At 62.4% G+C, this 14,188-nt stretch carries 15 protein-coding genes; 10 read left to right on the top strand and 5 right to left on the bottom strand.

Features of this window, described 5'->3' with window-relative positions; all coding sequences use genetic code 11:
- Together HX869_RS19950 and HX869_RS19955 are read right to left on the bottom strand one after the other, a co-directional pair.
- On the bottom strand, positions 1–1,271 hold a 1,271-nt coding region (locus HX869_RS19950; RefSeq protein WP_178903553.1), incomplete at its 3' end, for a sensor histidine kinase.
- A complete protein-coding gene (locus tag HX869_RS19955; RefSeq protein WP_177021394.1) occupies positions 1,268–1,930 on the bottom strand; it encodes a response regulator in 663 nt (220 codons plus the stop codon). The genes HX869_RS19950 and HX869_RS19955, both read right to left, overlap by 4 nt.
- Positions 1,931–2,077: 147 nt before the next feature.
- Here HX869_RS19955 and HX869_RS19960 point away from each other — a divergent pair, with 147 nt between their 5' ends.
- From HX869_RS19960 to phnX, 9 genes are all read left to right on the top strand, one after another.
- Positions 2,078–2,344: a PepSY domain-containing protein gene (locus tag HX869_RS19960; RefSeq protein ID WP_003210334.1), complete on the top strand. Its 267-nt coding sequence runs from the start codon at positions 2,078–2,080 to the stop codon at positions 2,342–2,344.
- Positions 2,344–2,889: a cytochrome b/b6 domain-containing protein gene (locus HX869_RS19965; protein WP_178903554.1), complete on the top strand. Its 546-nt coding sequence runs from the start codon at positions 2,344–2,346 to the stop codon at positions 2,887–2,889. The genes HX869_RS19960 and HX869_RS19965 overlap by 1 nt, the downstream gene beginning before the upstream one ends.
- A gap of 38 nt (positions 2,890–2,927) precedes the next feature.
- Positions 2,928–4,181 (top strand): exo-alpha-sialidase, encoded by a 1,254-nt coding sequence (locus HX869_RS19970; protein ID WP_177081164.1) that lies wholly within the window; start codon positions 2,928–2,930, stop codon positions 4,179–4,181.
- Positions 4,181–4,780: a hypothetical protein gene (locus HX869_RS19975; protein WP_178903555.1), complete on the top strand. Its 600-nt coding sequence runs from the start codon at positions 4,181–4,183 to the stop codon at positions 4,778–4,780. The genes HX869_RS19970 and HX869_RS19975 overlap by 1 nt, the downstream gene beginning before the upstream one ends.
- Positions 4,780–6,798 carry an LTA synthase family protein gene (locus HX869_RS19980; protein ID WP_177008164.1) on the top strand — a complete coding sequence of 673 codons (2,019 nt, stop codon included), beginning with the start codon at positions 4,780–4,782 and terminating at the stop codon, positions 6,796–6,798. The genes HX869_RS19975 and HX869_RS19980 overlap by 1 nt, the downstream gene beginning before the upstream one ends.
- Before the next feature lie 126 nt (positions 6,799–6,924).
- Complete coding sequence (psrA, locus tag HX869_RS19985; protein WP_003210343.1) at positions 6,925–8,016, top strand: iron-containing alcohol dehydrogenase PsrA; 1,092 nt, start codon at positions 6,925–6,927, stop codon at positions 8,014–8,016.
- Between the two features lie 93 nt (positions 8,017–8,109).
- Entirely contained in the window at positions 8,110–9,405 is a 1,296-nt protein-coding gene (locus tag HX869_RS19990; protein ID WP_003210345.1) for an MFS transporter, read from the top strand.
- Between the two features lie 36 nt (positions 9,406–9,441).
- Positions 9,442–10,314 carry a LysR substrate-binding domain-containing protein gene (locus tag HX869_RS19995; protein WP_087695146.1) on the top strand — a complete coding sequence of 291 codons (873 nt, stop codon included), beginning with the start codon at positions 9,442–9,444 and terminating at the stop codon, positions 10,312–10,314.
- 88 nt (positions 10,315–10,402) lie between these two features.
- Complete coding sequence (gene phnX, locus HX869_RS20000; RefSeq protein WP_003210349.1) at positions 10,403–11,230, top strand: phosphonoacetaldehyde hydrolase; 828 nt, start codon at positions 10,403–10,405, stop codon at positions 11,228–11,230.
- 39 nt (positions 11,231–11,269) lie between these two features.
- Here phnX and HX869_RS20005 read toward each other — a convergent pair whose 3' ends face one another.
- Positions 11,270–12,235 carry an oxidoreductase gene (locus tag HX869_RS20005; protein ID WP_178903556.1) on the bottom strand — a complete coding sequence of 322 codons (966 nt, stop codon included), beginning with the start codon at positions 12,233–12,235 and terminating at the stop codon, positions 11,270–11,272.
- A 79-nt stretch (positions 12,236–12,314) separates the two neighbouring features.
- On the opposite strand from HX869_RS20005, the gene HX869_RS20010 reads away from it, so the two are divergent.
- Positions 12,315–13,253, top strand: a complete 939-nt coding sequence (locus HX869_RS20010; RefSeq protein WP_023659137.1) for an AraC family transcriptional regulator — start codon at positions 12,315–12,317, stop codon at positions 13,251–13,253.
- Position 13,254: 1 nt separating this feature from the next.
- On the opposite strand, the gene HX869_RS20015 is transcribed toward HX869_RS20010, so the two are convergent.
- Positions 13,255–13,638, bottom strand: a complete 384-nt coding sequence (locus HX869_RS20015) for a cytochrome c family protein (protein ID WP_167664551.1) — start codon at positions 13,636–13,638, stop codon at positions 13,255–13,257.
- Complete coding sequence (locus HX869_RS20020) at positions 13,635–14,069, bottom strand: VOC family protein (protein ID WP_177008167.1); 435 nt, start codon at positions 14,067–14,069, stop codon at positions 13,635–13,637. Before HX869_RS20020 ends, HX869_RS20015 begins: the two co-directional genes overlap by 4 nt.
- Positions 14,070–14,188 lie beyond the last annotated feature (119 nt).

A 14,188-nucleotide genomic window follows, 5' to 3' on the forward strand; every position in this document is an offset into this window, starting at 1 on the left:
ATCGCCAACCCCAACCCCGCCCCATTCGCATTCCCACGACTATAAAACCGCTCGAACAACCGCCCAATCTCCCCTTCATCAATCCCCGGCCCCGCATCCTCCACACACAGCTGCACCACGCCCGAATCCTCCTCCCGCACCATCACCCTCACCTCACTCCCCGCCGGCGAGAAATTCAGCGCATTGGTCACCAGGTTCTGCAGCGCAATCGCCAACGCTATCGGGTCCGTTTCAATCCAGCATTCCTCATCCCCTTCCAGCACCAACTCAACGCCTTTCTCCATCGCCAGGGGCGTCAGTTCCGCAAGTTCTTCGCGCACCAACTCCGTCAACGGCACACGCACTCGTACGGTGTTGTTCAACTGCGGCTCGATCCGCGCCATGGTCAGCAGTTGGCTGCCAATACGCGTCGCCCGGTCCACGCCATTCACCAGGAAGTCCAACGCCTCTCGCCGCTGCTCCTCGGTTTCCGCGCTCTGGGCGTTCTGCGCGTGAATGCGCAATATCGCCAACGGCGTGCGCAGTTCATGCGCCGCGTCCGCGATAAACCGACGCTCCCGCTCCAGCAGGTCATCCACCTGCACCAGCAGGCGGTTCAGCGCGGTTTGCATCGGTTCCAGGTCCGCCGGCAACGGTTCAAGTTGCAGCGGTCGCAACGTATTGCTGTCCCGCCCGCGAATGGCCTGGGCCATGGCGCGCAAGGGCTTGAGGCCCCAGCCGATGGTCAGCCAGATCAACAACGCCAGCAGCGGCACGCCAATCAGGATGGGCCAGAGGGTGTGGCGGATGATGCGCTGGATCACGTCCTGGCGAATGTCGTCGCGCTCGCCCACCCAAATGAGCAGGCCTTGTTGCATGTCGGCGAGCATGAACGCGCACCAGTCGTTGCCGTTTTCCATCAGGTCGTGAGGCCCGAGGGTGGTGGGCGGTGCGTTGAGGATCGGCGCGTCGGTGGAGCGCACCAGCAGTTGGCCGTCGGCGCGCCATACCTGGAAGGTCAGGCGGGTTTCGTAGGGGTGCGCGGCGCCGTCTTCGCCGACGCGGCTCATGGCTTGATCGAAAGCCTGGTAGAGGCGGTCCCAGTCGGCATCGCCGGGGTCGCGCTGGCGCAGTACGCCTTGCAGCAAACGGGCACTTTGGGCGAGTTGAGCGTCGTAGACTTCTTCGATTTCGTGGTGGCTGTCCCGCAGCACCAGCCAACTGATCAGGCCATCACCCAGCAGGATCAGCACCAGTACCGGAATGAGGATGCGCGCGCGGACCGAATTCATGGTTTGAGTTCCACCATGTAGCCCACGCCACGCACGGTGCGGATCAGTTCGGTGGAGAGTTTTTTGCGCAGGTTGTGGATAAGGACTTCGAGGGTGTTGCTTTCGACGCGGTCCTGCCAGCCGTACAGCGCGCGGGACAACCGCTCGCGGGTGACGACTTTGCCGGGGCGCACCATCAGTTGATGGAGCAGTTGGTATTCCATCGGCGTGACCACAACGTCCTCGCCTTGATAACTGACCTGTTGGGTCACCGGGTCCAGGCTCACGCCCGCATGTTCCAGCAATGGCTGCGCGCGGCCCTGGCTGCGGCGCAACAGGGCGCGCACACGGGCCTTGAATTCTTCGACGTCGAAGGGTTTGACCAGGTAGTCGTCGGCGCCGGCGTCCAGGCCGGCGATGCGCTCGGCAGTGCCGTCGCGGGCGGTAAGGATCAGCACCGGCAGGTCGTATTGCTCGGCGCGCAGGGTTTGCAAGAGAGTCAGGCCGTCGAGGCGTGGCAGGCCGAGGTCAAGCAGCAGCAGGTCGAAGCTTTCGGTGCGCAACGCGTGCAAGGCGCTGACGCCATCCTGCAACCAGTCCAGGGTGTAGCCTTCGGCGCCCAGGGCCACGCGGATCCCTTGGCCAAGGGCACGATCATCTTCGACAAGGAGCAGGCGCATAACTGATTCTCTGGAGTAACCGGCGGCATGATGCCGTGTAACCGTCGAGGCTATTTCGGGAAAGATGTTACGGGCCGTTGCCAACTAAGCTTTCGCTAAGGTTGGTTTTGCACAGTGAAATCTCCCACATCTGCTGAGAGTGCTCCCATGCGCAAAATTCTCTTGCTGTCGCTGATTATCGCCAGCCCCATGGCCTTCGCCGGCCCGCAATGCACCACTGCCGAGCGCTCGCAATGGCAGGACCAGAAGGCCTTTCAGGAGCAACTCAAGGCCCAGGGCTACGAGATCAGCAAGTTCAAGGTCACTGACGGCAACTGCTACGAGATCTATGGCTTTGACAAGGACAAGCGCAAGGTCGAGATCTACCACGATCCAGTCACCGGCAAGGCCGTGAAGACAGAGATCAAGGGCTGATGCCAGCCACCTCCCTGCGCCTCTGGGACCCGGTGGTGAGGGTGTTTCACCTCTCCATCGCCGGCGTCTTTGTGGCCAATTACTTCTTCAACGAGGCAGGCGACGACTGGCACGTATGGCTGGGCTATTACGCCATGGCCTGGTTGCTGGTGCGGTTGGTGTGGGGATTTGTCGGTCCGCGCAGCGCGCGCTGGGCGGACTTCTGGCCAACGCCGGAAAGGCTCATGGGCCATGTGCGTTCACTGCTCAACCGCCGGCCGCGGCACCGCCTGGGCCATTCGCCCATTGGCGCGCTGGTGATAATTCTGATGTTGCTGGCGCTGCTGGCTATCGGTGCCAGTGGCTTTTTGATGCAGGAAGTCGACGCCCTGTGGGGCGCCGATTGGCCGCTGCTGTTGCACGAAACTGCCGCCAATGTACTGGCCGGCCTGGTAGGCGTGCATGTGCTGGCGGCGTTGTTTGAAAGTATCCAGGTGCGGGACAACCTGCCGTTATCCATGCTCACCGGTCGCAGGAGGCGCCTGCCGGATGACCGTGCGCAGTAATCCTTTTTCCCGACAGGTTCTCTATGCGCCCGCTTTTAATGATCTGCAGTCTGCTGGTGGTGTTTTTCGCCGCCTGGCAAAGTCATCCGCCCCACGTATTGGCGCCGTTTGCCCAAGGCCCCAAGGACAGCTCGCCAACAGCGGCCGCCCCGCAATACAGCAGCCGCTTTGTCTCCTCGCAGCTCAATGACTTTGTGCATTCCTCCTCGGTCACCGCCCTGCCCGGCGGCGACCTGATGGCCGTGTGGTTTGCCGGGTCCCGCGAGGGCGCCGCCGATGTGCAGGTGCGCACCGCGCGCTTTGACGCGAAAAGTGCCGAGTGGGGCCCGGAGCACGTATTGGCCACCCGCGAAAGCACGCGCGACGGCACGCACCGCTACATCCGCAAGCTGGGCAACCCGGTGATCGCCCTGGCACCGGACAATCGCCTGTGGATGTTCTACGTTTCGGTGTCGGTAGGCGGCTGGGCCACCAGCGCGATCAACGTGATGGTCTCGGATGACCTCGGGACGAACTGGTCGGCCCCTCGGCAACTGATCACCTCGCCTTTCTTCAATATCAGCACGCTGGTGCGCGCCGCACCGGTATTCCACGCTGACGGTTCCATCGGCCTGCCGGTGTACCACGAGTTCATGGGCAAATTCGCCGAGTACCTGTACTTGAGCCCCGACGGTGCGGTGGTCGACAAATTCCGTATCAGCCGTGGGAAGAACTCGCTGCAGCCGACCATCGTCCCGCAGGACGGCCAACGCGCCATCGCCATGTTGCGTTACGCCGGCGAAACCCATCACCGAGTCCTCGCCAGTCGCACCGAAGACGCCGGCCAAACCTGGAGCGAGCCTTACCCATTGGAGCCGTCCAATCCCAACTCCTCGCTGGCAGCCGTCAGCACTGAAGGCGACGGTTTGCTCGTGGCCCTCAACGACCTGCAGGACGGCCGCTTCAAGCTCAGCCTATACGGCACCGATGCCAAGCTCAATCAGTGGCGCACCGTGGTGGAACTGGATCAATCCCCCGACCCCTTGGGCCAACCGTTCTCCCCCGAGGCCTACAAGGAAATCATCGGTGAAGGCTTCCGCGCCTCCAGCGGCGCCCTGCGCCTGCCCCTGGAGCAACGCTTCCTCAGCAACCTGGACTACCGGGTGTGCAAGCCCCGTGGCTGCGATTTCGAATACGAGTACCCGTACTTCAGCCGCAGCCCGGACGGCATGTACCACCTGGTGTACTCGTGGAATAACACCTTTATCAAACATGTCAGCTTCAACGAAGCCTGGCTGTCGGAGCGCCTGTGATGGTTTCTGTATGGCAAGCGCATTTGAGTTTTGTGCTGTTGGGTTTTGTGCTGCTCAGCCTGTTGCGCGTCACAACACCCTGGCGCCCCTGGCTGCTGCCGGTGTTGGTGGTGGTGAGTTTTATCCCGGTCAACGAACTGCCGTTGGCGGCGTATGTGCGCAGCTTCACCGATGACCTGGCCATCAGCACCCTGGTGTTGCTGGCGTGGGTCAGCCTGTGCCGGTTGGGCGTGGTGCAGCCGCTCCAGCGCCCGCAGAAGGTCCAGGTGCTGCTGCTGTTTGGCATCCTGAGCCTGGTGCTGTACCCGGCAACGATGGGCCTGACGTATTTCGACCCCTACCGCTGGGGTTTCAACCCTCGGCCGATGATCGTGCTGATAGGCGCGGCAGCACTGTTGATGCTCTGGCTGCGTAATACGCTGGCGGTGTGGATGCTCGCGGCGGGCACCCTGGCGTTCGCGCTGCGGCTCAAGGCCTCGGAAAACTACTGGGACTATCTGATCGACCCACTGCTGACGGGCTACTGCCTGGTGGCCGGGTTGTGGATGCTGGCGATGGCTGCCTGGCGCCCTCTTTTAAAATCGCACAGAGGTCAATGATGGGATGGTTGCACTCGCGCCGCCTGCGCTACGGCGTGGGCGCGATCGGTTTGGTATTTGCGTTGCTGGCGGCACTGCGGCTGGTGTTTGTATGGGGATTTTCCGGGGTCGGCCTGAGGGAGCCCGCACTGCTGGAAACCGTGGGCATCGGCCTGCGTTTCGACCTGCGCCTGGCGGTGCTGATCCTGTTGCCCCTGGCACTGCTCGCCTGGCTGCCACGCTGGAACCTGGTGACTGTCCCCGCCCTGCGCTGGCTGGCACGGGGTTATCTGCTGCTGGCGCTGGCCATCGTCGGGCTGGTGTACATCATCGACTTCGGCCACTACGCCTACCTCGGTGTGCGCATCAACGCCACGGTGCTGCGTTACCTGGAAGACGCGCAGATTTCACAACAGATGGTGTGGGAAACCTACCCGGTGCTGTGGATAACCTTGAGCTGGCTTGCCGCCGTCGGCCTATGGACCTACGCCCTGGTTCGCCTTGAACGCATCACCCTGGATGGCGAACGCAAACCCATTGGCAAGTTGGCCATCGCATCCGTGGCCACCGTCGGCGTGATCGCGGTATTGCTGGCCCTGCTCGGCCGCGTCGCCAACCTCAATATCGAAAACCCGGTGCCCCTGCGCTGGAGCGACGCGTTCTTTTCCGGCAACAACCAGATCGCCGCCGTGGGCCTCAACCCGGTGCTGTTTCTGTACGACACCCTCAAGGTCGGCCAGTCGCAATTCGATGAGGCGCGGGTACGAGAGCATTACCCGCAAGTCGCGAATTATCTGGGGGTCAGCCAGCCCGACCCCGAGCAGTTGAACTTCGCCCGTGAACAAGCCGTGCAGCCTTATCGGCTCAAGGGCGAGCGCCCGCCGAACGTGATCTTCGTGATGCTCGAGTCCCTCGGCACCAGCGCCGTGGGCGCCTATGGCAACCCGCTGAACCCCACGCCGAACCTCGACAAGCTGGCGAAGGAAAGCTGGTTCTTCAAACACTTCTACGTGCCCGTCACCGGCACCGCCAAAACCGTGTGGGCGAGCATCACCGGCGTGCCCGACGTTACCCGCCAGGAGACGGCGACCCGCAACCCGCTGATCACCCGGCAACACACCTTGATCAATGCGTTCGAGGACTACCAGAAGCTCTACATGATCGGCGGCAATGCCGGCTGGGCGAATATCAACGCCTTGATCCGCCAGAGCATCGACGGCGTGAAGCTGTATGACGAAAGCCACTGGCGCTCGCCACGGGTGGACGTGTGGGGCGTTTCGGATTTGGACCTGTTCAAGGAAGGCGACGAACTGCTGCGGGCCATCCCCAAGGACCAACCGTTCTTCGCCTACCTGCAAACCTCCGGCAATCACCGCCCGTTCACCATCCCCAAGACCAACGATGGCTTCAAGGTGCATGACCTCACCGTGGAACAAGTCCAGGCCGCAGGCAGCCGCAGCGTCGAGCAGTACAACGCCGTGCGCCTGCTGGACTTCAACATCGGCCGCCTGATGGAAATCGCCAAGGCTGGCGGTTACTACGACAACACCATCTTCGTGTTTTTCGGCGACCACAACACCCGAATCAGCCAGATTCCGCACATGGCGCCGGCATTCGAGCAGCTTGGGCTGGAAAGCAACAACGTGCCGATGATGATCCACGCGCCCGGCCTGCAACCCCGGGTGATCGAAGAAGCCGTCGGCCTGGCGGACCTGCTGCCGACCGTGGCCGGCATGGCGGGCATACCGTTCCGCAATGGCGCGATGGGCCGGGATATTCAGCAACCTGCGCCGGAAGGCGAGCGCGTGGTGCCGCTGGTATTGCGCGAGGGCACGTTCCCGCTGATCGGCGGCGTGACCAAGGACTTCCTGCTGCAAATGGAGCACGACGGCAGCTCGCCGACCCTGCATGACCTGGCGTCGCAAACGCCGAGGGACAATGTGGCTCAGCAGTATCCCGAGGAGTTTGAGCGGTTGCAGGGGCTGACCCGTGGCCTGCATGAGAGTGCGCGATTGATGTTGTTCCGGAACGTGCGCTGAAGTCACCTGACGGTTGGGCTGTACTATCGGCCCAGCCAATCCATCCCCACAATCTATCGATTTGAGGTCCACCTCACCCTCCCCGACTATGGCGGCACTTCCAATAACAAAAACCAGGAACCCGCCATGACTGCCCGCTTCCACAACCCGGTAGACACCCGCTTCGGCTGGGGCTGCCTGCAAGAACTCGCCGCTCTTACCGAAGGCCAGAGCGTCGCCCTCGTGACCTTTCCCGAAGCCCGCGGGCTCGGTTTGGTAGACCGCATCCAGGCCCTGCTGGGCGAACGCCTGGTGTACGTCATCGAAGACGTACAGCCCAACCCTGACGTGGCCCAACTGCGCGACACCTACGAGCGTTTCTGGCTGCAGGCCGGTGACTGCCAGGTGGTGGTCGCCGTCGGCGGTGGCAGTGCAATTGATACGGCAAAGGCCTTGATCGTCGGCACAGATTCCGGGGATTTCGACGAGCTGCTGGCGTTGCTGGCCACCGGTAAACCTTTCGCGCCGGCCCGCCACAAGCTGTTGATTGCCGCACCGACCACCGCCGGCACCGGCAGCGAAGTCACGCCATGGGCGACGATCTGGGACTCCGCCAGCCTCAAGAAGTATTCGCTGCACCTGGACTGCACCTGGCCGACAGTGGCGATCATCGACCCGCAGTTGATGCTGACGGTGCCGGCCGGGGTCACGGTGTCCACCGGGCTGGATGCCTTGTCCCATGCGCTGGAATCGATCTGGAACGTCAACGCCAACCCGGTCTCGGACACCTTCGCCATCTCCGCCATCGAAGACATCCTGGAATGCCTGCCGCGCTTGCGGCGTGACCTCGGCAACCAGGAATTGCGCTCGCGCATGGCCTTGGCGGCGCTGAAAGCCGGCCTGGCTTTTTCCAACACCAAGACCGCCCTCGCCCACTCCATCTCTTATGAGATGACTCTGCACCACGGCCTGCCCCATGGCATCGCCTGTTCCTTCACTTTGCCGCTGGTACTGGGCCTGGCATGGGGGCACGACGCCGCGCGGGACCGCACTCTGCAACGGGTATTCGGCACCGACCTGCAGCAGGCCCAGGCGCAGTTGCGCGACTTCCTCCACAGCCTGGACGTGAAGACCGAATTTGCCGACTACGGCGTGAACGCCACCGAGGCCGAGGCGATGATCCGCTTCGCCCTGCAAGGCGCACGCGGCAAGAATTTCATCGGCGCGCAAGCGGCCTAGACTCATCGTAATTCGGTCGTTTCCTGTTGCACCTATCAAGAGTGCCCCCCTGCGGCTGCGGTCGCCGGGGCGAATAACAATAAGGAAAACATCATGAATCGTGCACACGTGCTGCCTGTTCCTGCCGTCCGTACCTCATCGTTTCGCGTAGCCCAGTGGCGCATGCTGCTGGCGGCGATGTTTTGTTATCTGTTTTTCTACACCGGCCGCCAGACCTTCGGCTTTGCCATCCCCGGGATCCAGGCCGAGTTCGGCCTGACCAAGGAAACCCTCGGCTGGGCCTCCGCGGCGATGCTTTGGGCCTACGCGATTGGCCAGGCGATCAACGGCAACCTCGCCGACAAGTTCGGCGGCCGCCGCATCATGACCCTGGGCGCGGTGCTGTCCTGCGCGGCCAACTGGGTCACCAGTTTCGCCAGCGGCTTTGCCGGGCTGATCCTGCCGTGGGGCATCAACGGTTACTTCCAGGCCCTCGGCTGGGCACCCGGCAGCCGGCTGATTTCCAATTGGTGGAGCGCCGGCGAGCGCGGCAAGGTGTATGGCTTTTATGTGTTCGCGGCCGGGTGCGCCTCGGTCCTGTCGTACGTCACCTCCATCGTGGTGCTGGAAGTGTTCCAACTGGAATGGCGCTGGATCTTCCGCCTGCCGGTGCTGTTGATGTTGGCGGGCGGCATTATTTTCTACCTGGTGGCCCGCGAGCGGCCTCAAGACATGGGCTTCGAGCCCCTGGCCGATACTGGCGTGGCGAATGCCGAAGACAAGAATCATGAAGTGGCCCACGGCGAAGTCGAATCCTCGGCGCAGCGCTACAAGGCGGTGCTGAAAAATCCGCGGCTGATCATCGCCGCGATCTCCCTGGGTTTCCAGAACGCCGCCCGCTACGGCCTGATCGTCTGGGTGCCGGTGCACTTCCTCGGGGCCAACTGGAAAAGCGGCGACAGCATGATCGACCCCAAGTGGATCACCGTGGCCCTGCCGGTGGGCATGGCCATCGGCGCCCTGAGCAACGGCTGGGTCTCGGACAAGCTGTTCGGCTCCAAACGCTACCTGGCAATCATGCTCTACATGTTCCTCGGCGCCGCCACCAGCCTGTGGATGTGGAGTTTGCCGCCCCACAGCGCAATCGGCCTGGTAGCGTTGTTCCTCTGTGGGTTCTTCGTGTATGGCCCGGCGTCGAGTTTCTGGGCGCTGTGCCCGGACCTGGTCGGCGCCAAGCGTGCGGGTACGGCCACGGGCGTGATGAATTTCTCATCCTATCTGTTCGCCGGCCTGGCGGAACCGCTGATCGGCAGTATGCTCGACAGTACCGGCAATACCTCGCTGATCTTCATCGTCGTGACCTCGGCCTGCCTGTGCAGCGCAGCGGTGGCGTTGTTTATCCGACGTTGATGACCGGCCCGGCGGACCTCAGGAACAGGACTCGTTATGTACCAGTACCACAAGTGGCTGCGCTCGTTTCATGCGGTGGCGAAGACCGGCAGTTTCACCCTCGCCGCCGAGTACCTGAGCGTCGGCCAGCCGACGGTCAGCGAGCAGGTCAACGGGCTGGAGAAGCAGTTCTCGGTGGAGCTGTTCCACCGTCGCGGGCGGTTTATCGAGATGAGTGCCGCCGGGCACGCCCTTTACGGGATCACCCAGGGGCTGTTCGGCCAGGAGGATGAAGCCATGCAACTGTTGCAGAGTTTCAAGCAGCGCAAGACCGGGCTGCTGCGCCTGGGCGCGGTGTCGCCGCCGATCGCGATGAACCTGACCTACGAGCTGATGCAGCGCCACCCGGACATCGAACTGGAAACCTCGTTTTCCCCGGAAAAGGAAACCCTGGACCGGCTCTTCAACTTCGATATCGACGTGGCGATCCTGGCACTTTCGGAGTTCGACCAGCGCTTCGATACCCAGCTGTACCGGCGCTATCCGATTATTGCGGTGGTGCGCGATGACCACCCGTGGGCCCGGCAGAAAGAGGTGCACGTGGAACAGATCAGCCGCGAAAAGTGGGTGATGCGCGAGAAAAGCTCACGCACCCGGCAACTGGTTGAAGAAAGCTGCAAGCGCCAGGGCATCGCCGTGAACTGCGTGATGCAGCTGAACAGTCGCGAAGCCATTGTGCACGCGATCACCAAGGGCATCGGCATCGGCTTTGTGTCTGCCGTGGAATACGCCGAAACCCCGGGCACCACGCCGATCACCTTCGTCGACCATCCGTTTTTCATCGACTACCACTTGTGTTGCCTGGGCATCCGCCGCAACCGACCGATGATCGCCGAGCTATTCGAGGCCAGCCCGATCCCGGCCACCTGATCGTCTTGACCGTTTAAACCCTCACCAGGCGCTTACCTCTTCTTTGAGAGAGGGACGGCCTGCTCACACCTGAAAATGGAGACTTGCCATGCACTACCAACAACCTTCCAAGCTGCAAGCCGTGGTCCTGGACTGGGCCGGCACCGTCGTCGACTTCGGTTCCTTCGCCCCCACGCAGATTTTTGTCGAGGCGTTCGGCGAGTTCGGCGTCGCCGTTTCCCTGGAGGAAGCCCGCGGCCCGATGGGCATGGGCAAGTGGGATCACATCCGCACCTTGTGCAACCTGCCGCAGATTGCCGAGCGTTATCGGGCGGTATTTGATCGCTTACCGACTGACGAGGATGTCACCGCACTGTATGAGCGCTTCATGCCGTTGCAGATCGAGAAAATCGCGCTGCATTCGGCGGTCATTCCCGGCGCCCTTGAGGCGATCAACACCCTGCGCGGGCAGGGCTTGAAGATTGGCTCCTGCTCCGGGTACCCGGCGGTGGTGATGGCCAAGGTGGTCGAGCTGGCGCGACAGAACGGCTACGTCGCCGACCATGTGGTGGCGACCGACGAAGTGCCCAACGGGCGCCCGCATCCGGCGCAGGCACTGGCCAACGTGATTGCCCTGGGGGTCAGCGATGTGGCCGCGTGCGTGAAGGTCGACGACACCTGGCCGGGGATCCTGGAAGGCCGTAGCGCCGGCATGTGGACGGTGGCGTTGACCTGTTCCGGCAACGCACTGGGTTTGACCTACGAGCAATACAAGGCGCTGCCTGCTGCTGAGCTGGCGCTGGAGCGTGCGCGCATTACACAGATGTTCGAGGGCTCGCGGCCGCATTACCTGATCGACACCATCGTCGAACTGCCGGCGGTGATCGACGATATCAATGCGCGTTTGGCGCGCGGAGAAACGCCGCAGGGTTCTTGATGGGCCGATGGGGTCAGTGAGCTGACCCCACACTGCGGCCTATCGCCCTGCGACAAGCTGCTCGCTAAGTATCCACAGCCGCTGCGCCAACCCGGTATCCACCGCCCACGGCCTGACACCCAACTGCTCTTCCGATTCCGCACTCACTGCCGCCGCCACATCACAGTTCTCGCAATAGACCCCGCCCATTCCCGCCAACTGCCCACTCACCGCGCACCACACACTGGTGGCCGCGCCTTGCTCCGGGGTTTTCATGTTCCGCCCAGGGTCGATCACCGGTTTCCCGTGCTCGTCGACATAGCCTGATGCCTGCAAGACTTCAGGCTTCATGTGCCGCACCAGATCGGTAATGATTCCACCGGGATGCACCGCAAAAGCCCTTACCCCACTCGCCGCACCGAGCGTATCCAGATGCACGGCGAACAGCGCATTGGCAGTCTTGGACTGACCGTAGGCCCTCCATGGATCGTAGGCCTGGCGCTCGAAATTCCAGTCGTCAAAGTCGACGGCGCCGTGCACATGCCCCCGTGAGGACAGCGTCACCACCCGTGCACCTTCGGCGCGCTGCAAGGCCGGCCACAGGCGCTGGGTAAGCAGGAAATGCCCGAGATGGTTGGTCGCAAACTGAGATTCGTAGCCCTGGGCATTGCGGCTCAACGGCGGCGCCATGATGCCCGCGTTATTGATCAGCAGGTGCAGCGGGCAGCCTGTCGCCAGAAAGCGCTCGGCAAACTGTTCGATGGACTGGGCGTCCATCAAGTCCAGGGGTTCAAGTTGCAGCTGTGGGTAAGGTTTGAGTGCGGCGCGTGCCTTGGCCAGGTCACGGGCCGGGACGATCACGCGGGCGCCCGCGGCAGCCAGGGTACGGGCGGTGACCAGGCCAATGCCGGAGTAGCCGCCCGTGACAATCGCCACCTTGCCCGAGAGATCGACGCCCCGGATGACTTCGGCGACGGTGGTTGCTGCTCCATAGCCGCTGTGGATCGGTTTTTGTACTGTGGGCATGACAGAGTCTCCATTGGACGTGTGGTTAACACGCTACCCCTCGAAAGCCGTACTCTGAATACTCGATTATCCCATTTACATGCGTAAAAGTACGAATATGCCCAGCGACCCGTTTTCCGAGATTCTCACGTTCGTGAATGCCCAATCGGTGATGACCGGCGGCTTCAGCGCGGGCGGCGCCTGGGCCCTGCGTTTTCCCGCGCCGGACAAGATCAAGTTTTTCGGGGTGGTGAAGGGGCAGTGCTGGTTGTGGATGGATGGCGAACTGGCGCCGGTGTTGATTGAGGCGGGCGATGTGTTCCTGCTGTGTGCGCAACGCTCGTTTGTGCTTGCAGGCGATGTGTCGGTCGCGCCTTTGGAAGCGCGGCAATTATTCGCTGACGCCGGCCGCTTCCCGCAAATCGGTGACGGCCAGGGCTGTGTGCAAATCGGCGGCTACGTGCAACTGGACCCGGAGAGTGGCGGCCTGCTGGCCAACGCGCTGCCGCCCCTGATCCACGTGCGGGCCACGTCGCCGCAAGCGACAATCGTGCAATGGCTACTCGGCCAGTTGGCACATGAGGGGCAAGCCAATTTGCTCGGGGCAAGCTTGGCGTCGGCGCAACTGGCGCAGTTGATGTTTATCCAGATCCTGCGGGCCTATGTCGAGACCTCGGGCGTATTACCCGAAGGCTGGCTGCGCACGGTCAGCGACAAGCGCCTGGCCCCCGCGCTGCGCTTGATACACAGCGAGCCGGGGCGTGCCTGGACACTCGAAGACCTGGCTACGGCGGCTGCGATGTCGCGCACCACCTTTTCGCACTACTTCAAGAGCGTTGCCGGGGTACCACCGTTGGCGTACCTGACCGAGTGGCGCATGCGCCTTGCGCAACGAGCGTTGCGCGAGGGGAATCTGTCAGTGGGCGTGTTAGCGCAGTCGTTGGGGTACGGTTCTGAAAGTGCGTTCAGCAACGCCTTCAAGCGAGTGACAGGAAAGGCCCCGAGGCATTATCGGGACGCGTGCCGTCAATCAATGTGAATTACTGCGCCTGGAACGTCGCAAGGTACGCCAGCAGGTTATCGATCTTCTCCTGGTCGCTGATCCCCCAGAAAATCATCCGGGTGCCGCTCACGACCTTTTTCGGTGCCTCGATGTAGGCGGCCAGCTTGTCCCGCGTCCAGACCACGCCTGAATTCTTCATCGCATCTGAATACTGGTAATCAGTGGTCGTGCCGGCCGGGCGGCCAATGATGCCGTTGAGCTGCGGCCCGAAACCGCCCCGGGCATTTTCGCCGACGCTATGGCAACCGCCGCAGGTTTTGCTGAATAACTTTCCACCGGCTTCGGCATCGCCTTCTGCGACGGCTTGAAGACTGAAGGCCCCACCGATGAAGGCAATGGCGAGTAAAGCGGCGTATTTCATGAGTGGCTCCCCACAGGTCGTTCGCCCAACCGCTGCACCAGACGCACCAGATAGCCATCCGGATCTTGCACGATGAATTGCCGTTGGCCCGCCTCCACCTCGCCCGCCCGATACCAGGCGTCTTCGACCTCGCGGAACAGCGGCCAGCCGATGGCAGCCAGACGCTGCAAGACAGGCGCCACGGCAGGCACATCGATTTGCAGGTTGATGCCTCGTCCCAGAGGTTTTTCCAGCGGTGCGGTCAACCACTGGCCGGCATCCGGATCGTATTGCTCAAGCATGATTTGCGCGCCTTGCTGGTCGAGATAGGCAAAGCCTTCTTCGGGGCGCTGATAGGCAATGTCGAAACCCAACTGGGTGACCCAGAAGTCGAGGCTCGCCGTGAGACTTGTCACGATGAGCTCGGGGACAATGGGGTTGCGGATGAACATAAGGATCCTTGGGGGCTTGGTCGGCGTTGTAGAGATTAACATCTGGAAACAGCCACTCAATTGATATGGAGCGCCCTGCCCTGACGCACACAACCAAATGACCACCCATCGCAAAAAAA

It is taken from the genome of Pseudomonas sp. P7779 (assembly GCF_013386315.1).
Classification (GTDB): domain Bacteria; phylum Pseudomonadota; class Gammaproteobacteria; order Pseudomonadales; family Pseudomonadaceae; genus Aquipseudomonas.

Excerpts from the sequence above, each read along its gene's own strand:
- HX869_RS19955 (WP_177021394.1), bottom strand. The coding sequence starts at position 1,930 with ATGCGCCTGCTCCTTGTCGAAGATGATCGTGCCCTTGGCCAAGGGATC.
- HX869_RS19960 (WP_003210334.1), top strand. The coding sequence starts at position 2,078 with ATGCGCAAAATTCTCTTGCTGTCGCTGATTATCGCCAGCCCCATGGCC.
- HX869_RS19965 (WP_178903554.1), top strand. The coding sequence starts at position 2,344 with ATGCCAGCCACCTCCCTGCGCCTCTGGGACCCGGTGGTGAGGGTGTTT.
- HX869_RS19970 (WP_177081164.1), top strand. The coding sequence starts at position 2,928 with ATGATCTGCAGTCTGCTGGTGGTGTTTTTCGCCGCCTGGCAAAGTCAT.
- HX869_RS19975 (WP_178903555.1), top strand. The coding sequence starts at position 4,181 with ATGGTTTCTGTATGGCAAGCGCATTTGAGTTTTGTGCTGTTGGGTTTT.
- HX869_RS19980 (WP_177008164.1), top strand. The coding sequence starts at position 4,780 with ATGGGATGGTTGCACTCGCGCCGCCTGCGCTACGGCGTGGGCGCGATC.
- psrA (WP_003210343.1), top strand. The coding sequence starts at position 6,925 with ATGACTGCCCGCTTCCACAACCCGGTAGACACCCGCTTCGGCTGGGGC.
- HX869_RS19990 (WP_003210345.1), top strand. The coding sequence starts at position 8,110 with ATGAATCGTGCACACGTGCTGCCTGTTCCTGCCGTCCGTACCTCATCG.
- HX869_RS19995 (WP_087695146.1), top strand. The coding sequence starts at position 9,442 with ATGTACCAGTACCACAAGTGGCTGCGCTCGTTTCATGCGGTGGCGAAG.
- phnX (WP_003210349.1), top strand. The coding sequence starts at position 10,403 with ATGCACTACCAACAACCTTCCAAGCTGCAAGCCGTGGTCCTGGACTGG.
- HX869_RS20005 (WP_178903556.1), bottom strand. The coding sequence starts at position 12,235 with ATGCCCACAGTACAAAAACCGATCCACAGCGGCTATGGAGCAGCAACC.
- HX869_RS20010 (WP_023659137.1), top strand. The coding sequence starts at position 12,315 with ATGCGTAAAAGTACGAATATGCCCAGCGACCCGTTTTCCGAGATTCTC.
- HX869_RS20015 (WP_167664551.1), bottom strand. The coding sequence starts at position 13,638 with ATGAAATACGCCGCTTTACTCGCCATTGCCTTCATCGGTGGGGCCTTC.
- HX869_RS20020 (WP_177008167.1), bottom strand. The coding sequence starts at position 14,069 with ATGTTCATCCGCAACCCCATTGTCCCCGAGCTCATCGTGACAAGTCTC.